Consider the following 24,451-nt stretch of genomic DNA (forward strand, 5'->3'; position numbering starts at 1 on the left):
GAGCAGGCACTATGGCAATTTCATCGCGAATCACACTTCTCGGCGCGCTGGCGCTGTGGGCATTTCAGGCGCAGGCGGTGGACGTTACCGTCGCGTATCAAACGTCGGCTGAGCCGGCGAAGGTTGCGCAGGCGGATAATACCTTTGCGAAAGAGAGCGGCGCGAAAGTCGACTGGCGCAAGTTCGACAGCGGCGCGTCCGTCGTGCGTGCGTTAGCGTCCGGCGACGTGCAGATTGGCAATATCGGCTCCAGCCCGCTGGCGGTCGCGGCCAGTCAGCAGGTGCCGATTGAGGTTTTCCTCCTCGCCTCGCAGCTCGGTAATTCCGAAGCGCTGGTGGTGAAGAAAAACATCACCAAACCGGAAGACCTGATCGGCAAACGCATCGCCGTGCCGTTTATCTCCACCACCCACTACAGCCTGCTGGCGGCGCTCAAACACTGGGGCATCAAGCCGGGTCAGGTCCAAATTATCAACCTGCAGCCGCCGGCGATTATCGCCGCCTGGCAGCGCGGCGATATTGACGGGGCCTATGTGTGGGCACCGGCAGTAAACGAGCTGGAAAAAGACGGTACCGTGCTGACCGACTCCGAGAAAGTGGGCCAGTGGGGCGCGCCGACACTCGACGTGTGGGTGGTACGCAAAGACTTTGCCGAGAAACATCCTGAGGTGGTGAAAGCCTTCGCGAAAAGCGCGATTGCCGCCCAGCAGCCGTACATCAGCAACCCGGATGAGTGGCTGAAGCAGCCCGCCAACCTGGAAAAACTCTCCCGCCTGAGCGGCGTGCCGGAAGCGGACGTGCCGGGGCTGGTGAGGGGCAATACCTATCTGACCCCCGCGCAGCAGGTGCAGCAGCTAAACGGGCCGGTGGGCAAAGCGATTGTAGATACCGCCACCTTCCTGAAAGAGCAGGGCAAAGTGCCTGCGGTCGCGGCGGATTACAGCCAGTACGTCACCGACCGCTTTGTGAAATAAGGAGTCCGCCATGCTGAACATTACGAACCTGTATGCCGATTACGGTGGTAAACCCGCGCTGGAGGACATCAATCTGATGCTGGGCAGCGGTGAACTGCTGGTGGTGCTCGGCCCGTCCGGCTGCGGAAAAACCACGCTGCTGAATCTGATCGCCGGGTTTGTACCGTATCAGCACGGCACCATTCAGCTGGAAGGGAAAAAGGTGGATGGCCCTGGCGCCGAGCGCGGCGTGGTCTTTCAGAACGAAGGATTGCTTCCGTGGCGCAACGTGCAGGAGAACGTGGCGTTTGGGCTACAGCTTGCGGGTGTGAACCGTGAACAGCGGCTGGCAACCGCGCGGGCGATGCTGAAAAAAGTGGGGCTGGAAGGGGCGGAAAAACGCTTTATCTGGCAGCTTTCCGGCGGCCAGCGTCAGCGCGTCGGGATCGCCCGCGCGCTGGCGGCGAATCCGCAGCTGTTGCTGCTGGACGAGCCGTTCGGGGCGCTGGACGCCTTTACCCGCGAGCAGATGCAAACCCTGCTGCTGCGCCTGTGGCATGAGACGGGCAAGCAGGTGCTGTTAATTACCCACGATATCGAAGAGGCGGTGTTTATGGCGACCGAGCTGGTGCTGCTCTCGCCGGGGCCGGGGCGCGTGCTGGAGCGGCTGCCGCTGGATTTCGCCCGTCGCTACGTCGCGGGGGAGCCGGTGCGCAGCATCAAATCAGATCCGCGGTTTATTGAGCAGCGTGAATACGTCTTAAGCCGCGTGTTCGAACAGCGGGAGGCCTTCTCATGAGCATCGTCTTTAGTGAAAAAACGCGCCGCACGCGTCTGGCGCTGCGCTGGCCTTTCTCACGTCAAATTACGCTGAGCGTCGGTACGCTGCTGGTGCTGCTGGCAGCGTGGTGGGCGGTTGCGGCCCAGCAGTGGGTCAGCCCGCTGTTTCTGCCGCCGCCGGGACAGGTGCTGGCGAAACTCATCTCCATCGCCGGGCCGCAGGGCTTTATGGACGCGACGCTCTGGCAGCATCTCGGCGCAAGCCTGACGCGCATTCTGGTGGCGCTGCTGGCGGCGGTGGTTATCGGTATCCCGGTCGGGATCGCGATGGGCCTAAGCCCGACGGTGCGCGGCATCCTTGACCCGCTGATTGAGCTTTACCGCCCGGTGCCGCCGCTGGCCTATTTGCCGCTGATGGTAATCTGGTTCGGTATCGGCGAAACGTCGAAAATTCTGCTGATTTATCTGGCGATTTTCGCGCCGGTTGCCATGTCGGCGCTGGCGGGCGTGAAGAGTGCCCAGCAGGTGCGCATTCGTGCGGCGCAGTCGCTGGGGGCCAGCCGTACGCAGGTGCTGCTGTTTGTGATTCTACCCGGCGCGCTGCCGGAGATTTTAACCGGACTGCGCATCGGCCTCGGCGTGGGCTGGTCCACGCTGGTGGCGGCAGAGCTGATCGCCGCCACGCGAGGATTAGGGTTTATGGTGCAGTCGGCGGGAGAGTTCCTGGCGACTGACGTGGTGCTGGCAGGGATCGCGGTGATTGCCGCGATCGCCTTCGGATTAGAACTGGGGCTGCGCGCGCTACAGCGCCGCCTGACGCCCTGGCATGGAGAAATACAATGAGTGAACGACTGACCATCACCCCGCTGGGGCCGTACATTGGCGCGCAGGTATCGGGCCTGGATGTGTCCCGCCCGCTGAGCGATAACCAGTTTGAGCAGCTGTACCACGCGGTGCTGCGCCATCAGGTGGTGTTCCTTCGCGAGCAGGCGATCACCCCGCAGCAGCAGCGCGCGCTGGCGTTGCGTTTTGGCGACCTGCATATTCACCCGGTCTATCCGCATGCGGAAGGGGTGGAGGAGATTATCGTTCTGGATACCCACAACGATAACCCGCCGGACAACGACAACTGGCACACGGACGTCACCTTTATCGAAACGCCGCCCGCCGGGGCAATTCTGGCAGCAAAATTACTGCCAGAGACCGGCGGCGATACGCTGTGGGCGAGCGGGATTGCGGCGTTTGAGGCGCTCTCTGCGCCGTTCCGGGCACTGCTGAGCGGCCTGCGGGCGGAGCACGACTTCAAAAAATCGTTCCCGGAATATAAGTACCGTAAAAGCGAAGAGGAGCATCAGCGCTGGCTGGAAGCGGTGGCGAAGCATCCGCCGCTGCTGCACCCGGTGGTGTGCACCCATCCGGTCACGGGCAAGCAGGCGCTGTTCGTGAACGAAGGATTCACGACGCGCATTGTGGACGTGACGGAAAAAGAGAGCGACGCGCTGTTAGGTTTCCTGTTCGCACATATCACTAAACCGGAGTTTCAGGTGCGCTGGCGCTGGCAGGAGAACGACCTGGCGATCTGGGATAACCGCGTGACGCAGCACTACGCCAACGCGGACTATCTGCCGCAGCGAAGGATTATGCAGCGGGCGACGATTTTGGGGGATAAGCCGTTTTACCGCCCTTAACTCCGTCGCACCCGGCGAAAACGGTGCACAATTGCCGGGTGGCGGCTTCGCCTTACCCGGCCTACCAATCCGCGGCCAATTAAAGGTGCGCCTCAATATACCGCTGATAGCGGTTCGCCTTCAGGTAGCACAAATCCACCAGCACCAGACCGTCTACGCAGTTGTTGAACGCCGGGTCGCTGCCAAAATCAATAAACTGCACGCCGCCGGGCTCGCATAGCTCGGAATACTGTTTATACAGCGGCGGTATGCCGCAGCCCAGATTGCCGAGCAGGGATTTCAGCTTCGTCAGATCGTCCACGTAATCCACGCCGCCAAACTGTGCCAGCACGTCCGGTAAGGATGCCGGATACGGCTGACGTGACGCGGCTAGCGGATGCGTCGCGGGGAACCACAGGCGGTAAAAGGCGACCAGCAGATCCCGTGCCGCAGGCGGTAAGCCGCCGGAGATGGAGACGGGTCCAAACAGGTAGCGATAATGTGGGTAACGCGCCAGGTAAGCCCCGATGCCGGACCATAAATAGTCCAGACCGCGACGCCCCCAGTAGCGCGGCTGGATAAAGCTGCGCCCGAGCTCAATGCCGTGCTCAAGCACGTCATGCATTTTGTCGTCGTAGTGGAACAGGCTGTAGCTGTACAGACCTTCAACGCCGCGTTTTTGGATCTGCATGGCCGTCGGCATAAAGCGATACGCCCCGACGATCTCCAGATCCTCTTCATCCCAGAGGATCAGGTGCAGATAATCGTCATCGTAGCTGTCGGTGTCCCGGCGTTTACCGCTCCCTTCCTCCACCGCGCGAAACGCAATCTCGCGCAGGCGGCCCAGTTCGCGCAGAAGAGGTGCCTCTTCCTGCCCGTTGCGCTGCCACAGGTAGATGGTTTTACCGTCGCTGGTTTTACCCAGACACTCCGCCTGCGCCAGCTCGCGTTTCAGGGTGGCCCGGTCTTCCGGACGGGCAATGGCGCACTGGGTTTTGAAGACGCCAGGCAATCCCTTGCCAAGACGCATCACGTGCTGACGGCACTGCTCGGCCATCTCACGTGACGAAAGAGTGGCACTATGCCAGTGATGCCAGGCGATTTGCTGGCCGATTTTAATCGGCAGCTGGCTGTGGCGGCGGCGGAACATCTGCTGCATTAGCAGCAGCATCGACAATGTCGGTGACACCAGCGTGCTGGCATAAAAGAGCAGGCTGTTATGCGCCTGAATATGCACCGGCAGCAGCGGGGCGCGCAGCTTGCTGGCGAGTTTGATAAAGCCGGAGTGCCATTTTTTATCTCGAATGCCTTTGCGCGTGGGGCGTGAAACTTCACCCGCCGGGAAGAAGATCAGCACGCCCGCGTTTTGCAGATGCTGCTCCATCTGAACCAGAGACGATTTCGCCGTCCTGCCGCCCATATTGTCCACCGGAATAAACAGCGAACTGAGAGGCTCAAGGTGGGTCAGCATCCGGTTGGTCACGACTTTAACGTCGCGCCGCACGCGGGAGACGGCGTACATCAGCGCCAGCCCGTCCAGCGTGCCTGTCGGGTGGTTGGCAATAATAACCAGTGGGCCATGTTCGGGGATTTGTTCGAGATCGCGGGCGGAAACGGTGCAGAGAATATCAAGGTGCTCCAGAACTTGCTCCACCATATCCAGTCCTTTCAGGTGGCGGTGAGCGGCGGCAAACTGCTGGAATTCTTCTTCGTAAAACAGCCTTTTTAACAGACTTTTTTGCCAGGGTGCAGGCCTCGCCTGAGGCCAAAGATCGTCGAGAACGCTATCGAGGCTAAACATGATTACTCCTCCTGCCGTCTTGCGAAGACAGTAGAAGGAGCAGATGTCGGTTGTATTGCAGTTTGGTGAAGATTAGCGGAGGATTTTTTTCTCGGCCAGATCCAGCGCGAAGTAGCTGAAGATCAGATCCGCGCCCGCGCGTTTGATCGCGCCCAGGCTTTCGAGGATCACTTTCTCTTCGTCGATGGCACCGGCCAGCGCGGCGAATTTGATCATCGCGTATTCACCGCTCACCTGGTATGCCCCCAGCGGCAGTTCGGTGCGCTCGCGAATGTCGCGCAGAATATCGAGATAGGCGCCAGCAGGTTTCACCATCAGGCAGTCTGCGCCCTGGGCTTCATCAAGCAGGGATTCACGAATCGCTTCCCGGCGGTTCAGCGGGTTCATCTGGTAGGTCTTACGATCGCCCTTCAGCGCCGTACCCGCTGCTTCACGGAACGGACCGTAGAAGGAGGAGGCAAACTTGGTGGAGTAGGACATGATGGCGGTGTCGGTAAAGCCTGCCGCATCCAGCGCCTGACGGATAGCCTGAACCTGTCCGTCCATCGCCGCAGACGGCGCGATGAAGTCCGCACCCGCAGCGGCAGCCACGACCGCCTGCTTGCCGAGGTTTAGCAGGGTGGCATCGTTGTCCACGCCGTGATCGCACAGCACGCCGCAGTGCCCGTGGGAGGTGTATTCGCAGAAGCAGGTGTCGGACATGACCACCATTTCTGGCACGGTATCTTTGCAGATGCGGGACATGCGGGCCACGAGGCCATCCTCTTTCCATGCATCGCTGCCGGTGGCGTCGGTATGGTGGGAGATGCCGAAGGTCATCACCGAGCGGATCCCCGCGTTGGCAATGCGTTCGATCTCGCGGGCCAGATGCTTCTCAGGAATGCGCATCACGCCCGGCATGGCTTCGATGGCTTTGTAGTCATCAATCTCTTCTTCAACAAAAATCGGCAACACCAGATCGTTTAAGGTCAGTGTTGTCTCTTCAAACATGGCGCGCAGTGCGGGTGACTTACGCAGGCGGCGGGGACGTGCAATTAAATCGGTCATGGTATGCCTGATGTTTGTGGAACAAAGAAGGTTAGTGTACCTCAAAGTGAAGTGAGGTGTTTTACTAAAGTGGGCATTTTGATACCGATTAATGGGGCCTGTCTATGATTGCCAGTGAAATATATATAATTAACTAATCCTGCGGAATGTCGGTTCGAATTATTGATGTTAATTCTATTACGAAGGGAATGTATAAATAAAAATGATCTGTTTATAAAACTTATATTATCTTTGCTTGTTTAGTTTATTTTGACTTTTTCTTTATAGTATTTATATTTAGCGCTCTTTTTCTCTCGTTTTACATCTGCTGATTGTCTGGATACGGACTTAAATGAATCATTCATTGAACCTTTTCTGAATGAAACTGCATAATTCACTCCGCAATTAAACATTGCTAATTGATTTACGGACAAACATGCTTACGTCCCTGAGGAGGGATGACCCAATGCAAACATGGAAAAAGAAACTGGTTGTATCTCAACTTGCATTAGCTTGTACGCTGGCTATCGCTTCTCAGGCTAATGCGAAAGATATTTCCGGTACGACATATAATACTTTTGGATATGATAATACCGCATCTACGCCGTGGTATTATGGCTACGCAGATTGGGATTACTCGGATGCCACCCATGATGGTGACATTTATCCGGTCATCAATAAATCAACCGTAAACGGTGTTATTTCGACTTATTATCTGGATGATGGGGTCAATGGCCGTGCGAACGCGTTGAGTATTTCTAATAGCACCATTAACGGCATGATCACGTCAGAGTGTATGACCACGACGTGTGCAGATGGCGTGGATACTGACGGCACCAGTCATACCCAGTACGATCGTTTTAGCCTGACCGTTGATAACTCCACCATCAACGATGCCTACGAGCATTACGCGTATGATGTCGTCAATGGCGAGAATACTGAAACGCATTATCTGGACACCTATGGTCTGGGTAACGCAATTACCCTGGACGTTGAATCTGATATCGTTATTCAGAACAACTCCCACGTCGCGGGTATCACGCTGACGCAGGGTTATCAGGAACTGGATAACACACCATACGACGGCGTTGAAGGCGTTGCTAACAGCAGCAATGTCTTTACCGATACGCTGGTGGTGAAAGACTCCGTGCTGACCTCTGGTGCGTACAGCGATCTGGGCACCAACGGGTTCTACGGTCAAACGGCGAAGCCGAGCGACTACGGTGAAACCAACGCCTCGGCTGCGGATGATGCGGCGTTGATCGTTGCGGCCGGCGCGTCTGATAACGCCATGCAGACCACCGCTACCTTCGATCACTCTACCGTAACGGGTGACATTCTTTTCTCCAGCACCTTTGATAACAACTTCTACGAGAATGGCGATCCGGCAACGGATACCACTGAAGATGGTGTCTATAACCCAACCACCAACGGCTGGGACGGTACCGATACACTGGATGTTACGCTGACTAACGGCAGTAAGTGGGTCGGTGCAGCGCAGTCCAGCGTTGAAGCTATCGGCACTGCGCAGATGTATGGCCAGGGCTACAGCAACGTTGACTGGCACGCTCTGTCCCCGAACAGCATCTGGCCTGATTCTACCTTCGACAGCAACGGTCACGTTGCCGGTGAAGAGGTGTACCAAAGCGGCCTGTTCAATGTGGCGCTGGATAACGGTTCCGAGTGGGATACCCGCAAGGTCTCCAACATTGATGCGCTGACGGTGAACAACCAGTCTCAGGTCAATGTTGAAAACTCCGGCCTGCTGGCGGATTCAATCACCCTGACCAATGCTTCAACCATGAATATTGGCGACAGCGGAGCCGTGGCAACCGACAGCCTGTATCTGGACAGCTATAGCCGTGCGGCACTGACTGAAGAGACAGCAGAGCTGTATGCCAACACCATTACCGTAGACAACGGTGCCGAGCTGGCGCTGGGTCTGGGTCAGGTTGATACGCACAATATGGTACTGACCGATGGCGGCGTGCTCAACGTTGCCAGCCGCGATTATGTGCTGAACAGTGATCTGAACAACGCACGCTATATCACCAACGATCGCTACAACGAGGAGTATGACTACGGTGTTGTCGCGCTGAACTCCGACGGCCATCTGGCGGTGAACGGTGACGTTGCCGGTAACTACAAGGTGCGCATCGACGATGCAACCGGCGCTGGTTCAGTTGCCGACTACAAAAACAAAGAGATCCTTCGCGTCTACGACAATAACGCAGATACCGCAGCCAGCTTTACTGCTGCAAACAAAGCTGATTTAGGTGCTTACACCTATCAGGCGCAGCAGGAGGGTGACACCGTTGTTCTTCAGCAGAAAGAGCTGACTGACTACGCCAACATGGCGCTGAGCATTCCTTCTGCCAATACCAATATCTGGAATCTCCAGCAGGATACCGTGGGTACGCGTCTGACCAACAGCCGTCATGGCCTGGCAGACAACGGCGGAGCGTGGGTGAGCTATTTCGGCGGCAATTTTGACGCGGATAACGGCACCGTCAGCTACGATCAGGACGTAAGCGGCATTATGGTCGGTCTGGACACGCAGATTGACGGTAATAATGCGAAGTGGATCGTCGGTGGTGCAGCTGGTTTTGCGAAAGGCGATATCAGCGATCGTACGGGTCAGGTCGATCAGGACAGCCAGACTGTGATGATCTACGCGTCTGCGACGTTTGCGAACAACGTCTTCCTCGACAGCTCACTGAACTACACCCGCTTTAACAATGACCTCTCTGCAACCATGAGCAACGGTCAGTATGTTGACGGTGATACAAGCTCTGACGCTGTCGGCTTCGGGATGAAGCTGGGCTATGACTGGAAACCAAACCTCTCAGGCTATATCACCCCTTATGCGGCGATTTCCGGCCTGTTCCAGTCAGGCGACGACTACCAGCTGAGCAACGACATGCGTATCGATGGTCAGTCTTACGACAGCATGCGTTATGAACTTGGCCTGGATGCGGGTTATACCTTCAACTACGGCGGCGAACAGGCTCTGACCCCGTACTTCAAGCTGGCTTACGTCTATGACGATGCTGACAATAATGCTGATATCAACTCTGACAGCATTGATAACGGCGTCGAAGGCTCTGCGGTTCGCGTTGGGCTGGGCACCCAGTTCAGCTTCACCAAAAACTTCAGTGCTTACACCGATGCGACTTATCTGGGCGGCGGCGACGTTGACCAGAACTGGGGAGCAAACCTGGGTGTGAAATATACCTGGTAAATAGAAATCGCGGGGGATATTTTCCCCCGCTTTTTTATATGGTTTAAAAATAATAAAGAACCGACAGATACAGATGCTTTGAGGTATGCATGAACGTTAATGCGAAACCACTTTCTGAATTAAGCCGGCTCGCAAAATGTCTGGAAGTCGCCGGTACCCCCTTTAAGATCGAACCACAGCAATTAATAACAACCGGCAATAATGATGATGAGCCATTTACTTTTGTAATACAGTCTGGTCTTACCGCTATCCATCGTAAATCTGATGAACTTCTGATGGGCATTGCGCAGGCACCTTTTATCTATGGTTTGAATGCATGGATAAATGATAGTTATCTGGAATATTCCATGATGACACACACAACCTGTTCTGGGTTTTATTTACCGGCCTCTGCCACGCGTCAACTTATTCAGCAAAATCATCTCTGGCAGGATGCTTTCTGCTGGGTGTCATGGATTAACCATATTCTGGGCAAGCGTGACCTGCAGCTGGTGGGAAATAACTCTTATAGTCAGATCCGGGCGATGTTGATCAATATGGCCGAGTGGGATGACTCGCTGCGCTCAAAAATTGGCGTTATGAATCATATTCAGCGTAGCACACGTATTTCACGTTCGGTCGTTGCAGAAGTCCTGGCTGCGCTGCGTCAGGGGAACTACATCAATATGAGCCGGGGCAAGCTGGTCAGCATCAACCGCTTGCCCACGGAATATTAAGATCAGTTAGACGCAGTAAGCACCTGGGCTTTATTGGCGCTCAGTTCTGCCACCAGGTTATTGATGCCGTCACTCATATTAACGAAGCGCGTGTTCGGAGAACGGGTGACCACCACAAACGCGCCCACGTTGGACTGCGGAATCATTGCCATGTAGGTAATGAATCCGCCGCCGCCGCCGGTTTTCTGAATGATGCCCGGACGGCCATTTTTCGGCGCCATATAGACCCAGCCCATGCCGAGCGCATCGGCTTTACCCGGCACGTCCATCCCGATGACGCGATGCAGCTGAGTACGCTGATAGATAAGGGTCTGCATACGATCGGCCTGGCTGCTGCGGGAGTAAAAATCCGAAGAAAGGAACTGCTGCATCCAGCGCATCATGTCGCCAGGGGTGGAATAGACCCCGCCGCTGCCCACGGCCGCCAGCGTGTTGTTACAGGGGCTTGCGCCTTTCTCTGCCACCATCAGGCGTTTGCACTGGTCCGGGGAAGGGGTAAAGGTGGTGTCTTTCATGCCCAGCGGACGCGTGATCTGCTCTTCAAAAAGCTGCGGGTAAGGTTTGCCCGCCGCCGTTGAAAGCGCATCCGCCAGCAGATCGAACGCCAGGTTCGAGTAAGAGGCCTGCGAGCCCGGGGCGGATTTCAGCGTGGCGGTGCTCAGGTAGTTCCAGCGCTGTTGGCGCGTTGGCCAGACAAAAACGTCGCGGTGCGCCGCGCCGCCCGGCTGCTCGCGCGGCAGAGCGCTGGTGTGCGTCGCGAGGTTCACCAGGCGAATTGGCGTGCCCTGATACGTCGGCACGCGGGCACCCGGCGGGGCGTATTTGCTGAGCGGATCGTCGAGCTTTACCACGCCCTGGTCGAGCAACTTCACCAGCATTTCGCTGGTCATCAGCTTGGTTAAGGACGCGACGCGCACAACGGAATCCAGCTGCGGACGAACGTTATTACCTGGACGCGTTTCACCAAAGCTGCGGAAAACGCGCTGGTTGCCGTCGATGACCACCATTGCCATCCCTGTCGCGCCGCTGCCGTAATAGATAAGGTTCGCGTAGCGATCGGCAATATCGGAAGCCAAAACGGGCGCCGTCAGCGGCTGGGCTGCCTGGGCGGTGGAGAAGCTCACCGCACACAGCGCGGCAAAAGAGAGCAGACAACGTTTCAACGAAAAGCATCCATGAAGTGAATGAGGAAAGTAATGGGTATTTATACTACTAATCGGCACCGTGCAATGCCCCGAATAGCATAACCATAGCGAGAAAAACGTAACCATGGGTAAATATGAAGAATTTCCCTGCGAGCGCTCTCCCATTTTGTGACATCGGGCTTATGATAGGCACCAGTGTTACTCAATCTTGCGGAGAACGGTATGTCTGAAAAGCGTGTGGTAATGGTGGTTGATATGCAGAACGGGGTGTTTGAAACCCCGCGTCATCAGCGCGAGACGTGTGTCTCTCTGATCAACCAGCTTACGCAGGCTGCCGACACGGTGATTTTTATTCAGCATGCCGAGGCCGGGGGGCTGGAAGAGGGAAGTGACGGGTTTGCGTTGCTGCCTGAACTCCATCAACCTGCCGGCGCGCTGTACGTGACCAAAACCGCCTGCGATGCCTTCTATAACACCGGGCTTGAGGCGCTGTTACGCGAGCAGGGCATTCGCGAGTTTGTCATCTGCGGCTGTGCCACCGATTACTGCGTTGACGCCACGGTCAAGAATGGCGTCAGCCGGGGTTACCACATTACCGTGGCGGAAGATGCCCATACCACCGCCAACCGCCCGGCTGCTGAAGCACAGATCCTGATTCACCACCACAACGACGTCTGGCGAAACTTCATTGCGCCGGCGAACCCTGTCGCGGTGAAACGCACCGAAACAATTCTCGAAAACTGGAAAGCGAACTAATAATCAACCCACGGGTCTGACCTTTTTGCCCGAGCCGGGGTCCGGCTCGGGCAAGGTATTCGTGTGGTAATGTGTTGAGCACAGCAACAACCATAACAACAAGAAGGAAGTATCATGTTTAAGTCTTTTTTCCCAAAGCCGGGGCCTTTTTTCCTGTCGGCATTTATTTGGGCACTGATCGCAGTCGTGTTCTGGCTGGCGGGCGGCGGTGCATGGCTGACACGCATCGTGGGGGCGACAGGCGAGGTGCCGATTAGCGCGGCGCGCTTCTGGTCGTTCAGCTATCTGCTGTTTTATGCCTATTACGCGCTGTGCGTCGGGCTGTTTGCGCTGTTCTGGTTTAATTATTCCCCTCATCGCTGGCAGACGTGGTCCATTCTCGGAACGTCGCTGATTATTTTTGTCACCTGGTTTCTGGTCGAAGTGAGCGTAGCCATTAACGCGTGGTATGCCCCGTTCTACGATCTCATCCAGAAAGCGCTGAGCGCCCCTAACAGGGTGCCAATTGGCGAGCTTTATAATCAGTTAAAAATTTTTATGGGCATTGCCATGATCGCTGTCACCGTGGCGGTGCTGAATAATTTCTTCGTCAGCCATTACGTCTTCCGCTGGCGTACGGCGATGAACGAATTCTACATGACCCACTGGGAGCGTCTGCGCCATATTGAAGGTGCTGCTCAGCGTGTTCAGGAAGACACCATGCGTTTTGCGTCAACGCTTGAGGATATGGGCGTCAGCCTGCTTAATGCCATCCTGAAACTGTTTGCGTTCTTACCGATTCTGGTCGCGCTTTCTCCCCATATTTCAGCATTGCCGATTGTCGGACATTTACCGTACGGCCTGCTCATCCCGGCGCTGATTTGGTCGCTTATGGGCACAGGCCTGCTTGCCGTCGTCGGGATTAAGCTGCCGGGCTTAGAGTTTAAGAATCAGCGTGTGGAAGCGGCCTATCGTAAAGAGCTGGTCTACGGAGAGGACGACCCAACGCGCGCTGCGCCCCCGACGATAAAAGAGCTGTTCCGCAACGTCCGTTTCAACTATTTCCGGCTCTATTTCCACTACATGTATTTCAATATTGCCCGTATTTTCTATCTGCAGGTCGATACTGTTTTTGGACTATTCCTGTTGTTCCCGTCTATTGTTGCGGGAACAATCACGCTGGGCTTACTGACCCAGATTACCAACGTGTTCGATCAGGTCAGAAACTCGTTCCAGTATCTGATCAACTCCTGGACCACGCTGGTGGAGCTGATGTCCATCTACAAACGTCTGCGCAGCTTTGAACATGAACTGGACGATCGGGACCTGCAGGAAGTCACCAACACATTTAGCTAATACAGGGAGTTGCTATGTCTTTTGCCGTACCGCGTGCGTTACCGCTGTCCTTGCTGGCTGCCCTCGTTCTGGCGGGCTGTGCCGAAAAAGGGGCTGCTCCGCTTAAAAAGGGCGAGAAGCCCGTGGATGTCGCAAGCGTTGTACGGCAAAAAATGCCCGCCAGCGTGAAGGATCGCAATGCGTGGGCGGATGCGCTGGCAAAAACCTTTGAAAGCCAGAAGATTGCCCCAACCGAGGAGAATATCTGCTCGGTGCTGGCGGTGGCGCAGCAGGAGTCGATGTACCAGTCAGACCCGGTGGTGCCGGGTCTCAACAAAATTGCCTGGAAAGAGATCGACCGCCGCGCGGAATCGATGCATATCCCGGTGTTCCTCGTGCATACCGCGCTGAAAATCACCTCGCCAAACGGCAAAAGCTACAGCGAGCGGCTGGACACGGTGAAAACCGAAAAACAGCTCAGCGCCATCTTTGATGATTTCATTAACATGGTGCCGATGGGGCAGAAACTGTTTGGCTCACTGAACCCGGTTCACACCGGCGGCCCGATGCAGGTGAGCATTGCGTTTGCCGAGAAGCATACCGACGGCTACCCGTGGGAAATTGACGGTACGGTGCGTCAGGAGGTCTTCTCCCTGCGCGGCGGGCTGTGGTTCGGCACGTATCATCTGCTGAACTATCCGGCGAACTACAGCGAGCCCTTGTACCGCTTTGCAGACTTTAACGCGGGCTGGTATGCCAGCCGTAACGCGGCGTTTCAGAGCGCGGTTAGCCGCGCAAGCGGCGTCAAGCTGGCGCTGGACGGCGATCTTATCGCCTACGGCAGCAGCGAGGCGGGAAGCACCGAGCGGGCGATCCGGAAATTATCGACAACGCTTGATATGAGCAACAGCGACATTCGCCGTCAGCTTGAGAAAGGCGACAGCCTGGCATTTGAGAAAACGGAACTCTACAAGAAAGTGTTTGCGCTTGCCGATAAGAAGAGTGGGAAAACGTTGCCGAGGGCAATTCTGCCGGGGATTCAGCTGGAAAGCCCGAAGATCACGCGTAACCTGACCACCGCCTGGTTCGCAAAACGCGTGGACGATCGCCGGGCTCGCTGTATGGGGCTTTAATGGCGACGACGAAAGCGCAGGACGAGCGCGACAACGCCTAAAATCATACACCCCGCGAGGAAGGGAACGAGGCCAAACAGCGTGCTCACGCCAAACCCGATTTCAACCCGCGGGCGTCCGTTATCCTGCACCTGCATCAGGTGTTCATAAACGCCCGGCGCGTGCACCAGCATATTAAGCAGCTGGGAGCCAGCCCAGAAGCAGAACAGGACAAACAGGGCATACGCGATATTACCCGCCGTGGAGGTTTTTGGTTTGCCGCCAAAAATCGGTTTCGACAATGTAAAGTCAGCCATGTTGACCTCCCGAAATATCACTCTGTTTTAATACGCGTCTTACGGGGTGAGTTTGACAGGTCATCGCATTTGTCAATATCAGAATCGTGGTAATTTTCGCTCAGGATTTCTCCTGGATTGTTGATTTCTGCAGCATGTCACAATTTGTTAACTTAAATGAAACTGCACCGCATTTCAGAATTTCCGCATCTGCCACAGACCTGGCGGTGAAACTGTGAGAGGATGTCTTTTTTTCCTGCCGGAGTTGTTATGAAGCTCACGTCCAAACTTCGCCGTGACTGGCACTACTACGCCTTTGCTATCGGGCTGATCTTTATTCTTAACGGCGTCGTGGGGCTGTTGGGATTTGAAGCAAAAGGCTGGCAAACCTATGCCGTGGGCCTGGTGACCTGGGTAATCAGTTTCTGGCTGGCAGGGCTGATAATCCGCCGCCGTCCGGAAGAGACGACAGCGGAGGAGACGGCTAAGGGTGCCGATTAGCCGTTAACGGAACTTTTCAGGGCGCTGTCGGCGGCATGACGCTCCAGCGCCAGCTCGATCAGGCGGGTGATCAGCTCAGAGTAGCCAAGCCCGCTGGCCTGCCACAGTTTTGGATACATGCTGATATTGGTGAAACCCGGCAGCGTGTTGATTTCATTGATCACCACCTCGTTCTCCGGCGTCAGGAACACGTCCACGCGTGCCATGCCGCTGCAGCCGAGCGTCTGATAGGCCTCAATGGCGATCGCCCGGATCTTATCGTTAATGGCCGGATCGATATCCGCAGGAACAACAACCTGGGCGCCTTTATCATCAATATATTTGGTGTCGTACGAGTAGAAGTCGCTGTTTAAGACCACTTCACCGCAGGTGCTGGCCTGTGGGAAATCGTTGCCCAGCACCGCGCACTCAATTTCGCGGCCTTTGATCCCCTGCTCAACCACCACTTTATGGTCGAACTCAAACGCCAGACGGACGGCTTGCGTGAACTCTGTTTCGGTGGTGACTTTGCTGACGCCCACGGAGGAGCCCTGGTTGGCTGGCTTCACAAACAGCGGCAGACCCAGTTCAGCGCTAATTTGCGCGAAGCTGTGCTTGTCGCGGTTGGCCCGGGTGAGCGTCACGAACGGCGCGATATTCAGCCCGGCATCGCGCAGCAGGCGTTTGGTGACGTCTTTGTCCATGCAGGCGGCGGAGCCCAGCACGTCCGAGCCCACGAACGGCAGGTTGGCCATGCGTAACATTCCCTGCAGGGAACCGTCTTCGCCGAGGGTGCCGTGCACGATGGGGAAGACTACGTCGATCTGGGCGAGAGCCTGCGCGTTGCCTGCGTCGATGAGCTGACCCTTCACGACGCCGGGTACGGTGGCGACGCTAATTTCCGAAGGATTAAGGGCGATGTGTGCCGGATCGTGGGCATTCAGCAGATACTGGCTGGCATCGTTAACATGCCACTGGCCCTGTTTATCAATGCCCAACAGCACCACGTCGAAACGGCTTTTATCGATCGCATCGACGATATTTTTAGCCGATTGCAATGACACCTCGTGCTCCGCTGATTTTCCCCCAAAGACAATACCTACGCGCTGCTTTGCCATCTCACTCTCTTCCAGTCTGACGAAAAGCCAATAACATACCACGATGCCCTGCGGGTTTCGCGGCCTTCTGCCATAATGATTTGGGGAACAGTGAGGGGGGAGAGTGAAAGGAAAAACGCTGCTGACCATTTTCATCCTTGGGGCAATCGCAACGGCGGGCTATCGCTGGCTGCCGTCTTACTACAACCCTTTCACGCCGCTGAACCTGGACGACCCGCCTGGCCGCATTACCCAGTATAAGCTGCGGCGCTTAACGCCCGAAGCCTGCGCGAGCCTGTTAGCGCAGGCTAATCAAAAAAAACTGATCCGCACCCAGGCGGTCGCTGACAGCGGCGGGGAATGCCCGCTGAACAACGTCGTGCGCGTGCGTGACTTTGGCCCAGTGAGCCTGAACGGCAGTTTTCTTGCCAGCTGTCCGCTGGCGCTCAGCTCAGCCCTGTTTGTCAGCCAGCAGGCCCGGCCCCTGACTAAACGCTTTACCGGCAGTGAACTGACGCGCATTGAGCACCTCGGCAGCTTTGCCTGCCGCAATATCTACCACCGGCCCGATGCGCGGCGCAGCGAGCACGCCACGGCAGAGGCGCTGGATATCGCCGCTTTTCGGCTGGCGAACGGAGAGCGCGTTACGGTACTTAACGGCTGGAAATCGGCAAAAACGCAGCCCTGGCTTAAGGCTCTGCTGGCGGCAAGCTGCGGTTACTACGGAAACGGTCTTGGGCCGGAATATAACGCGGCGCACGCCAGCCATTTTCATCTGGGAATGCGCGGCTTTGGTCTCTGCCGCTGAAGCATAATCTTCCGCCAGAAAATGGATGAATTGTGACTTATTTCACAAATATGATGACTGGGAAGATAAAACACCAAAGTCAGCGAGGCCGCATCTCTGGTGCGACGTTAAGGCGCGTAACTTGCTAATCTGACGGCGAATTCGCCTAAAAATGAAGACTATTTCTGTATGGAATCCTGGAAAGTTAATCTCATCTCGGTCTGGTTCGGCTGCTTCTTCACCGGGCTTGCCATCAGCCAGATCCTGCCGTTCCTGCCGCTGTACGTGTCACAGCTGGGGGTCAGCTCCCACGAAGCGCTGTCCATGTGGTCCGGGCTGACGTTCAGCGTCACGTTTCTGGTCTCCGCCATTGTGTCACCGATGTGGGGCAGCCTGGCGGATCGGAAAGGGCGCAAGCTGATGCTGCTGCGCGCCTCCCTCGGGATGGCGATTGCTATTCTGCTCCAGGCCTTCGCCACCAACGTCTGGCAGCTGTTTTTCCTGCGGGCGGTGATGGGGCTGACGTCTGGGTATATTCCCAACGCCATGGCGCTGGTTGCCTCTCAGGTGCCGCGCGAGCGCAGCGGCTGGGCGCTGAGTACGCTCTCCACCGCCCAGATCAGCGGCGTTATCGGCGGCCCGCTGCTGGGAGGCTTTCTGGCTGACCATGTCGGTCTGCGCGCGGTATTCATCATCACCGCAATCCTGCTGGTGATCAGCTTTCTGGTTACGCTCTTTCTTATCAAAGAGGGGGGCCGCCCCGTTATCAGTAAATCTGAGCGCCTGAGCGGCAAGGCCGTCTTCGCCTCGCTGCCATACCCGGGACTTGTGATTAGCCTGTTTGTCACCACCATGGTGATCCAGCTCTGCAACGGTTCGGTCGGCCCGATTCTGGCGCTGTTTATCAAGTCGATGGAGCCGGACAGCAACAATATCGCCTTTCTCAGCGGCATGATTGCTGCCGTGCCGGGCGTCTCCGCGCTGATCTCTGCCCCGCGTCTGGGAAAACTGGGCGACAGGATCGGCACGGCGCGCATCCTGATGGCGACGCTGATATTTGCGGTGGTGCTCTTTTTCGCCATGTCGTTTGTTACCTCTCCGCTTCAGCTGGGCGTGCTGCGGTTTTTACTCGGCTTTGCGGATGGCGCTATGTTGCCCGCCGTACAGACATTGCTGGTCAAATATTCCAGCGACCAGGTCACGGGGCGTATTTTTGGCTATAACCAGTCGTTTATGTATTTAGGCAACGTCGCCGGTCCGCTTATTGGTGCGTCCGTTTCTGCAATGGCGGGTTTTCGCTGGGTATTTGCCGCGACGGCGATTGTCGTTTTAATCAATATTATCCAGCTGGCTATTGCCCTGCGTCGCCGCAGACAAATAGCGGAAGCGAAATCAGCGAAATAACCTTTTCGCAGATGTATTATATATTCTTATGGTAGCCGCATTTTTATATAACAAAATGCGGCGTTTTTTTATAGAAAAACGTTTCGCTGAGAAGAACGCTGCGCTAATTTGGCGGCAATGTCACTTTTGCATAAGATACTACTTTTCTCCGCTTTGCATATTTCATTCCTGGTGTTAATTTCAGAGAAAATCCCATAAGGAAATAGCACGATGAAAAATCTCATTGCTGAGTTGCTGGTTAAGCTTGCACAAAAGGAAGAGGAGTCGAAAGAGCTGGTCGCCCAGGTCGAAGCGCTGGAAATAGTTGTCACCGCGCTGCTGCGGCAGATGGCAACATCGGATCAGCAGGCGTTAATTGAAAGCATTGAAGGCGCGCTGGATAAGGCGCGGCCCGATACGCAGGTTCCGCCAGAAGATGCCGAGTTGCTGCAGCAATACGTAAAGAAGCTGTTGAGGCATCCGCGCAGTTAAGCCGTTACTGACATGTCATAGGATTGTCATGCAGGATGCCTGGAGTCGCTCTGTTTTATTTTTGTATTTGTACATGAAGAAAATAAATTGAAACAGAGCGCGCTTTTTAGCGCGTTACATTCCCTGTTAATTACCCCTGCCATTGATGCTGATACCGTCAATTCATGCGCGCTGGAACTGAAATGATAAATTCCCGGCGGAAATCACATCTGCCGGGTGGTTTTTTTCCGGTCACGAACCAGACTTACAGGGAACGTTCACAAAAGGATGGTGCAATGAAAACAACATTACTGGTTACTCTGCTCTCCGGCCTGTTCCTGATCTCCTCGGCGAACGCGGAAGAAAAAACATTAACGCCGCAACAGCAACGCATGACCACCTGTAATCAACAGGCGACGTCCCAGAGTCTGAAGGGGGATGCACGTAAAACCTACATGAGCGACTGCCTGAAAAACGGCGCCGCGAAACCCGGCGAAAAAAGCCTGACGCCGCAGCAGCAAAAAATGCGCGAGTGTAATGCGAAAGCAACCGAACAGTCCCTCAAGGGCGACGATCGCAGCAAGTTCATGAGTGCCTGCCTGAAGAAAAAAGTGTAGTTCTAACGGGTGAGCGGCTCCGGCGGCTCACCCGAAATTTCATACTTTCCCCGCAGACCCCCTCTCTATAATTTGGGAAAATGTTTCAGAATATTCCCAAAAATGATGAATGATGACATTTATTACTACAAAAAGCGCATTCGGGAAGAGTGGAGTTTAACCCTTTCTCAGGATGACCCTCACCGTACCGGCATCCAGTTTGCCAGGCGAGCCCGGCTGGCGCGCGTTGTCGGGCTGGCGGCGATGTTTTTCCCGGTGGCGGAAATTCTGGTCAGCCATTTTTTACCCGGCGGCTGGTGGTTATTGCTGGTGGGGTGGGCATTCATCTGGCCGCACTTTGCCTGGCAGTTATCCTGCCGCGCCGCTTCACCTCATCAGCAGGAAATTTTTAACCTCAAGATGGATGCCGTTATCGCCGGGGTCTGGATCGGCGTGATGGGGATGTATGTATTACCCACTGCGGCGTTGGTGATGATGGTGGGGATGAACATGATGGGCTCTGGCGGCTGCCGCCTTTTTATCGCGGGGATCGTGCTCACCCTGCTTACAGCGCTGCTTACGTTACCGCTTGCTGGCAGAGCGGTGCCCTTTAATCCGGGGGCGCTGGAGTGGGGCTTAACGCTTCCTGTCCTTATGCTTTATCCCATGCTGTTTGCCTGGCTTAGCCATCGAATGGCCGTCAGGCTGGCGGAACATAAGCGGCGGCTGGAAATGATGAGCACCCGTGACGGGATGACCGGAGTCTTTAACCGCCGACATTGGGAAATGCTGCTGCGCAATGAATTTGAGCACTGTCGCCGGAGCCACTGCACCGCCACGATATTGCTGATTGATATCGACCACTTTAAAAACATCAACGATACCTGGGGGCACGACGCAGGCGACAAGGCCATCGTGGCCATTACCCGCCAGCTTCAGATGTCGGTACGGTCAGGCGATGCGATAGGCCGGTTTGGCGGGGATGAGTTCGCAGTGATTATGTCCCAGACGGCCGCTGAAAGCGCCATCGCCGTCATGTCGCGGGTTCACGCGCGGCTGGAAACGCTGTCGTTACCGTGCGCGCCGAAGGAGCCTCTGCGCATCAGCGTGGGCGTGGCCCCCTGGGGGCCGCAGTTTGTACACTATCGGGAATGGTTGAAGGCGGCAGATGTGGCGCTGTATAAGGCGAAAAATGCCGGGCGCGGCCGCACCGAAGTGGCCGCCTGACGCCCGGCCAGACATCAGGATTTACTCAGCTTCTCTGACTTTTCCATGCATTTTGCCATCGCTTCGATAACCGCAGAACGGAACCCGCGTTCTTCCAGCACCCGCACCGCTTCGATGGTGGTACCGGCCGGGGAGCAGACCATATCCTTCAGTTCACCCGGGTGTTTACCGGTCTCCAGTACCATTTTGGCGGAGCCCATCACTGCCTGCGCGGCGAATTTATACGCCTGCGCGCGCGGCATACCGCCAAGCACGGCGGCGTCCGCCATCGCTTCTAAAAACATGAAAACGTACGCGGGGGCTGAACCGCTCACGCCGACCACTGGATGGATCATGGATTCTGCAATCACTTCCGCCTCGCCGAAGCAGCGGAAAATGTTCAGCACGTCCGCCACCTCTTCTGAAGTCACCAGCGCGTTAGGGGTGACGGAGGTCATACCGGCGTTGACCAGTGAGGGGGTATTCGGCATCGCGCGGACGATTTTACGATCGTGGCCCAGCGCGCGCGCCAGCTGATCGAGCGTCACGCCTGCGGCAATCGACACGACCAGCGTCTCTTTATTCAGGCTGGAAGTGATGTCGCTTAACACTTTGATCATGATGTTCGGCTTAACGGCACCAAAGACGATATCGGCAACCTGGGCCACCTCCTGCGCGCTTTCGGCGGCGTTGATCCCGTATTGATCGCGCAACGCGGCGACGTTATCCGGTGACGGGGTATAAACCCAAATCTGACCCGGCAGAACCTGCCCGCTGGCGATCAGGCCGCCCAGGATGGCTTTGCCCATGTTACCGCAGCCGATAAACCCGATTTTCTTGTCCATCATGATTCTCCGTCATTATGCGTTGTTTTCTCTGATTGATAGCTTAACAACGAAATGCAGGCGACAATAGTCGGCAGAGTCATTATGGGGAGACAACATGGCGATTTGGGTTGATGCGGACGCGTGTCCGAATGTGATTAAAGAGATTTTATTCCGCGCCGCCGAGCGCGTTCAGATGCCGCTGACGCTGGTAGCGAACCAGAATATTCGCGTCCCGCCTTCGCGGTTCATTCGCTCCCTCCGCGTGCCGGCCGGGTTCGACGTGGCGGATAATGAAATTGTTCGTCTGTGCAGCGCGGAAGATCTGGTCATCACCGCCGATATTCCGCTGGCGGCGGAAGTGCTGGAGAAAGGGGCGGCGGCGCTCAATCCGCGCGGCGAGCGTTATTCGCCTTCAACCATCCGGGAAAAACTCACTATGCGTGATTTTATGGATACGATGCGGGCCAGCGGCGTGCAGACCGGTGGACCGGACAGCCTGTCCCAGCGCGATCGCCAGCAGTTTGCTGCCGAACTGGATAAATGGCTGCTGGAAGTGAAGCGCCGTACGGCGTAATGATAATTATTGTCAATATATGGTATAGTGTGGCCTCCACAGGGTTGTCATCCCGTACCGCTTTGCAGTAAAGTAATCGACACATCTTCTGCAATTATTTCTTTACACTCTTCAGCCATTCGGCATCAAGGGGAACACCTGGCTATGACCCAACCCATCTTTTTAGTTGGCCCCCGCGGCTGTGGGAAAACCACCGTTGGCGTGGAACTGGCACGCGCATGTCATCGTCAGTTTGTTGATACCGACCACTGGCTGCAGACCGAGGCCGGCAAAACCATCGCAGACATCGTGGAGCAAGAGGGATGGGAAAGCTTTCGCGCCCGCGAAACGGCCGCGCTGAAAGCGGTCACCACGCCGTCAGCCGTCATTGCGACGGGAGGCGGTATTGTTCTGGCCGAATGTAATCGTCACTTTATGCGCGAAAAAGGCATTGTGATCTATCTTTGCGCGCCGGTGGCGGCTCTGGTAGGGCGACTTGAAGCATTTCCTGAAGAGGGACAACGCCCGGCGCTGACGTCACGACCGCTCAGCGAAGAGGTGAGCGAAGTGCTGGCCGAGCGTGATGCCCTCTACCGTGAAGCGGCACACCATGTCGTGGATGCCTCTGCGGCCCCGGAAGATGTGGTAATTCAGATTATTACCGCCCTGCGTCTGGCGTGTGCCAGCTAACCGCCGTCTATACTGATAGCTCAGACATAAAAAAAGGATGAGCTATGCCAACCAGACCTCCCTATCCGCGCGAAGCACGTATTGTTACCGTTGAAAAAGGCAATGGCGACCAGACCGTCACCTGGTACCAGCTGCGTGCCGATCACCCCAAACCGGACTCGCTGATCAGTGAACATGAGACTGAACAGGAAGCGCTGGATGCCAAACGGCGCTACGAAGATCCCGAAAAGTCGTGAATGTTTTCCTAAACGCTCCAATACCGTGCCTGAATCACACTTTTTACTCATCGCAAATGTTAAGCAGGAGTTAATATTTAGTTATTACAGGTAGCTCCGTTATCGGCAGGCGATCTTTACATTTCAGGGCTGAGATCGCCTGCTACGCTTGGTGCTGTTTTGTTGAAAAAACGAACTGTACAGCGTAGAGAGCCTGTACCTGTGTATACGTTTTTGTAGTGATGGAAGGCGAAGAAGATGAAGGCAACGTTGGCGATCCTCACCATTGGTGTGGTCCCTGTAAGCGAAGTGTTACCGCTCTTAACCGAGCATGTATCTGAACAACAGATCACGCATCTCAGCCTGCTGGGTAAGATGAGCCGGGAAGAGGTCATGGAAGACTACGCTGTAGAGGCGGGGGAGGATCCCCTGGCGACGTTATTAAGCGACGGTAAACTGGCGCATGTTTCTCGGCAGAAAATTGAGCGTTCGCTGCAGGCAGTAATAGAAGTACTCGATAATCAGCAATATGACGTTATTTTGCTGATGAGCACCGCCCCCATTAAGGGGCTCATCGCGCGCAATGCGATTTTGCTTGAGCCGATGCGCATTATTCCTCCGCTGGTAGCCTCCATTGTTGACGGCCACCAGGTGGGGGTCATTGTGCCCATCGAGGAGCTTATGGACAATCAGGAAGCAAAGTGGCACGTGCTCGAAAAAACGCCCCTGTATGCGCTGGCAAACCCCTTCTGGGACAGCGAGGCTAAACTCATTGCTGCCGGGAAGGAGCTGCTGGAGAGAGGGGCGGATGTATTGATTCTGGACTGTCTTGGTTTTCACCAGCATCACCGGGATTTACTGCAAAAGGCGCTGGACGTGCCGGTGCTGTTATCCAACGTTCTGATGGCTCGCCTGGCCTCAGAACTTCTGACGTAATGATTTTGCGTGACAGGTGATGAGCATGGCCCCTATAGTGAATTTTTATCTCTGAATATAAGGGCCAGTTCATGCTTCAAAGTAACGAATACTTTTCCGGTAAAGTGAAATCCATCGGTTTTACCAGCAGCAGCACTGGCCGCGCCAGTGTGGGCGTTATGGCTGAAGGGGAATACACCTTTGGCACGGCGGAAGCGGAAGAGATGACGGTGGTCAGCGGCGCGCTGAACGTCTTACTGCCGGGTGAAACGGAATGGAAAGTTTACGCTGCCGGACAAGTTTTCAACGTCCCTGGCCACAGCGAATTTCATTTGCAGGTCGCTGAACCGACCTCTTATCTGTGCCGCTACCTGAAATAATCGTCTTTCCTCTCCCCTTTGGGGAGAGGATCAGGGTGAAGGGA

Annotated in this window: 26 protein-coding genes; 20 read left to right on the forward strand and 6 right to left on the reverse strand. The window is 55.8% G+C overall.

The annotated features are described in order from the left end of the window. The first annotated feature begins 11 nt into the window (after positions 1-11). Genes tauA through tauD form a run of 4 tightly spaced genes read left to right on the forward strand, consistent with a single transcriptional unit; the run spans position 12 to position 3,421 of the window. The gene (gene tauA / locus IM313_RS06635; protein ID WP_126326890.1) at positions 12-974 is read left to right on the forward strand and encodes a taurine ABC transporter substrate-binding protein; all 963 of its coding nucleotides are present in this window, start codon (positions 12-14) and stop codon (positions 972-974) included. A 10-nt stretch (positions 975-984) separates the two neighbouring features. Next, positions 985-1,752 (forward strand): taurine ABC transporter ATP-binding subunit, encoded by a 768-nt coding sequence (gene tauB / locus IM313_RS06640; RefSeq protein ID WP_192971497.1) that lies wholly within the window; start codon positions 985-987, stop codon positions 1,750-1,752. Then, entirely contained in the window at positions 1,749-2,576 is an 828-nt protein-coding gene (gene tauC / locus IM313_RS06645; protein ID WP_041911117.1) for a taurine ABC transporter permease TauC, read from the forward strand. Before tauB ends, tauC begins: the two co-directional genes overlap by 4 nt. Beyond that, positions 2,573-3,421: a taurine dioxygenase gene (gene tauD / locus IM313_RS06650; protein ID WP_192971496.1), complete on the forward strand. Its 849-nt coding sequence runs from the start codon at positions 2,573-2,575 to the stop codon at positions 3,419-3,421. Before tauC ends, tauD begins: the two co-directional genes overlap by 4 nt. A 79-nt stretch (positions 3,422-3,500) precedes the next feature. Here tauD and IM313_RS06655 read toward each other — a convergent pair whose 3' ends face one another. Then, on the reverse strand, positions 3,501-5,201 hold the full coding sequence (locus IM313_RS06655) for a lysophospholipid acyltransferase family protein (RefSeq protein ID WP_192971495.1): 1,701 nt from the start codon (positions 5,199-5,201) through the stop codon (positions 3,501-3,503). Positions 5,202-5,273: 72 nt separating this feature from the next. Further along, on the reverse strand, positions 5,274-6,248 hold the full coding sequence (gene hemB, locus IM313_RS06660; protein ID WP_028012112.1) for a porphobilinogen synthase: 975 nt from the start codon (positions 6,246-6,248) through the stop codon (positions 5,274-5,276). 445 nt (positions 6,249-6,693) lie between these two features. Here hemB and IM313_RS06665 point away from each other — a divergent pair, with 445 nt between their 5' ends. Both IM313_RS06665 and IM313_RS06670 read left to right on the forward strand, forming a co-directional pair. After that, positions 6,694-9,468, forward strand: a complete 2,775-nt coding sequence (locus IM313_RS06665) for an autotransporter outer membrane beta-barrel domain-containing protein (RefSeq protein ID WP_192971494.1) — start codon at positions 6,694-6,696, stop codon at positions 9,466-9,468. Positions 9,469-9,557: 89 nt separating this feature from the next. After that, positions 9,558-10,184 carry a helix-turn-helix domain-containing protein gene (locus tag IM313_RS06670; RefSeq protein WP_059357346.1) on the forward strand — a complete coding sequence of 209 codons (627 nt, stop codon included), beginning with the start codon at positions 9,558-9,560 and terminating at the stop codon, positions 10,182-10,184. Positions 10,185-10,186: 2 nt separating this feature from the next. Here IM313_RS06670 and ampH read toward each other — a convergent pair whose 3' ends face one another. After that, positions 10,187-11,347 (reverse strand): D-alanyl-D-alanine-carboxypeptidase/endopeptidase AmpH, encoded by a 1,161-nt coding sequence (ampH, locus tag IM313_RS06675; RefSeq protein WP_192971493.1) that lies wholly within the window; start codon positions 11,345-11,347, stop codon positions 10,187-10,189. A 204-nt stretch (positions 11,348-11,551) separates the two neighbouring features. Between ampH and IM313_RS06680 the strand changes: the two genes are divergently transcribed. The 3 genes from IM313_RS06680 (at position 11,552) to IM313_RS06690 (ending at position 14,532) form a co-directional block, all read left to right on the forward strand. Further along, entirely contained in the window at positions 11,552-12,085 is a 534-nt protein-coding gene (locus tag IM313_RS06680) for an isochorismatase family protein (RefSeq protein WP_041911110.1), read from the forward strand. A 114-nt stretch (positions 12,086-12,199) separates the two neighbouring features. Then, positions 12,200-13,420 (forward strand): peptide antibiotic transporter SbmA, encoded by a 1,221-nt coding sequence (gene sbmA, locus IM313_RS06685; RefSeq protein ID WP_028012117.1) that lies wholly within the window; start codon positions 12,200-12,202, stop codon positions 13,418-13,420. A gap of 14 nt (positions 13,421-13,434) precedes the next feature. After that, the gene (locus IM313_RS06690) at positions 13,435-14,532 is read left to right on the forward strand and encodes a DUF1615 domain-containing protein (protein ID WP_049001844.1); all 1,098 of its coding nucleotides are present in this window, start codon (positions 13,435-13,437) and stop codon (positions 14,530-14,532) included. Here the strand turns inward: IM313_RS06690 and IM313_RS06695 are convergent. Beyond that, positions 14,529-14,828, reverse strand: coding sequence for a DUF2755 family protein (locus tag IM313_RS06695; protein ID WP_014882725.1), 300 nt, complete (start codon positions 14,826-14,828; stop codon positions 14,529-14,531). The two genes, IM313_RS06690 and IM313_RS06695, sit on opposite strands and share 4 nt — an antisense overlap. A 249-nt stretch (positions 14,829-15,077) precedes the next feature. Here IM313_RS06695 and IM313_RS06700 point away from each other — a divergent pair, with 249 nt between their 5' ends. Continuing rightward, positions 15,078-15,308 carry a DUF2754 domain-containing protein gene (locus IM313_RS06700; protein WP_028012119.1) on the forward strand — a complete coding sequence of 77 codons (231 nt, stop codon included), beginning with the start codon at positions 15,078-15,080 and terminating at the stop codon, positions 15,306-15,308. On the opposite strand, the gene ddlA is transcribed toward IM313_RS06700, so the two are convergent. Next, complete coding sequence (gene ddlA / locus IM313_RS06705; RefSeq protein ID WP_049001847.1) at positions 15,305-16,405, reverse strand: D-alanine--D-alanine ligase; 1,101 nt, start codon at positions 16,403-16,405, stop codon at positions 15,305-15,307. The genes IM313_RS06700 and ddlA overlap by 4 nt on opposite strands. Before the next feature lie 103 nt (positions 16,406-16,508). Between ddlA and IM313_RS06710 the strand changes: the two genes are divergently transcribed. The 5 genes from IM313_RS06710 to adrA all read left to right on the forward strand — a co-directional run bounded on the left by IM313_RS06710 (position 16,509) and on the right by adrA (position 20,848). Next, positions 16,509-17,192 carry an extensin family protein gene (locus IM313_RS06710; protein WP_048959629.1) on the forward strand — a complete coding sequence of 228 codons (684 nt, stop codon included), beginning with the start codon at positions 16,509-16,511 and terminating at the stop codon, positions 17,190-17,192. A gap of 168 nt (positions 17,193-17,360) precedes the next feature. Then, positions 17,361-18,575, forward strand: coding sequence for a multidrug efflux MFS transporter (locus IM313_RS06715; protein ID WP_041911106.1), 1,215 nt, complete (start codon positions 17,361-17,363; stop codon positions 18,573-18,575). A 210-nt stretch (positions 18,576-18,785) separates the two neighbouring features. Beyond that, positions 18,786-19,046 carry an anti-adapter protein IraP gene (iraP, locus tag IM313_RS06720; RefSeq protein WP_028012123.1) on the forward strand — a complete coding sequence of 87 codons (261 nt, stop codon included), beginning with the start codon at positions 18,786-18,788 and terminating at the stop codon, positions 19,044-19,046. A gap of 275 nt (positions 19,047-19,321) precedes the next feature. Then, positions 19,322-19,642 (forward strand): phosphate starvation-inducible protein PsiF, encoded by a 321-nt coding sequence (gene psiF / locus IM313_RS06725; RefSeq protein WP_041911105.1) that lies wholly within the window; start codon positions 19,322-19,324, stop codon positions 19,640-19,642. A gap of 102 nt (positions 19,643-19,744) precedes the next feature. Continuing rightward, positions 19,745-20,848 carry a diguanylate cyclase AdrA gene (gene adrA / locus IM313_RS06730; protein WP_192971492.1) on the forward strand — a complete coding sequence of 368 codons (1,104 nt, stop codon included), beginning with the start codon at positions 19,745-19,747 and terminating at the stop codon, positions 20,846-20,848. A gap of 14 nt (positions 20,849-20,862) precedes the next feature. On the opposite strand, the gene proC is transcribed toward adrA, so the two are convergent. Further along, positions 20,863-21,672 carry a pyrroline-5-carboxylate reductase gene (proC, locus tag IM313_RS06735; protein ID WP_041911103.1) on the reverse strand — a complete coding sequence of 270 codons (810 nt, stop codon included), beginning with the start codon at positions 21,670-21,672 and terminating at the stop codon, positions 20,863-20,865. 97 nt (positions 21,673-21,769) lie between these two features. On the opposite strand from proC, the gene IM313_RS06740 reads away from it, so the two are divergent. From IM313_RS06740 to ppnP, 5 genes are all read left to right on the forward strand, one after another. Beyond that, positions 21,770-22,228, forward strand: a complete 459-nt coding sequence (locus IM313_RS06740; protein ID WP_010428006.1) for a YaiI/YqxD family protein — start codon at positions 21,770-21,772, stop codon at positions 22,226-22,228. Positions 22,229-22,372: 144 nt separating this feature from the next. Then, positions 22,373-22,897, forward strand: a complete 525-nt coding sequence (aroL, locus tag IM313_RS06745; protein WP_028012127.1) for a shikimate kinase AroL — start codon at positions 22,373-22,375, stop codon at positions 22,895-22,897. Positions 22,898-22,941: 44 nt separating this feature from the next. Further along, positions 22,942-23,133: a protein YaiA gene (gene yaiA, locus IM313_RS06750; protein ID WP_003859135.1), complete on the forward strand. Its 192-nt coding sequence runs from the start codon at positions 22,942-22,944 to the stop codon at positions 23,131-23,133. 237 nt (positions 23,134-23,370) lie between these two features. Next, positions 23,371-24,048 (forward strand): AroM family protein, encoded by a 678-nt coding sequence (locus IM313_RS06755; protein WP_028012129.1) that lies wholly within the window; start codon positions 23,371-23,373, stop codon positions 24,046-24,048. A 71-nt stretch (positions 24,049-24,119) separates the two neighbouring features. Continuing rightward, positions 24,120-24,407, forward strand: a complete 288-nt coding sequence (ppnP, locus tag IM313_RS06760; RefSeq protein WP_008503270.1) for a pyrimidine/purine nucleoside phosphorylase — start codon at positions 24,120-24,122, stop codon at positions 24,405-24,407. Positions 24,408-24,451: the final 44 nt, after the last annotated feature.

It is taken from the genome of Enterobacter cloacae complex sp. P2B (assembly GCF_014895985.1).
Classification (GTDB): Bacteria; Pseudomonadota; Gammaproteobacteria; order Enterobacterales; family Enterobacteriaceae; genus Enterobacter; species Enterobacter bugandensis.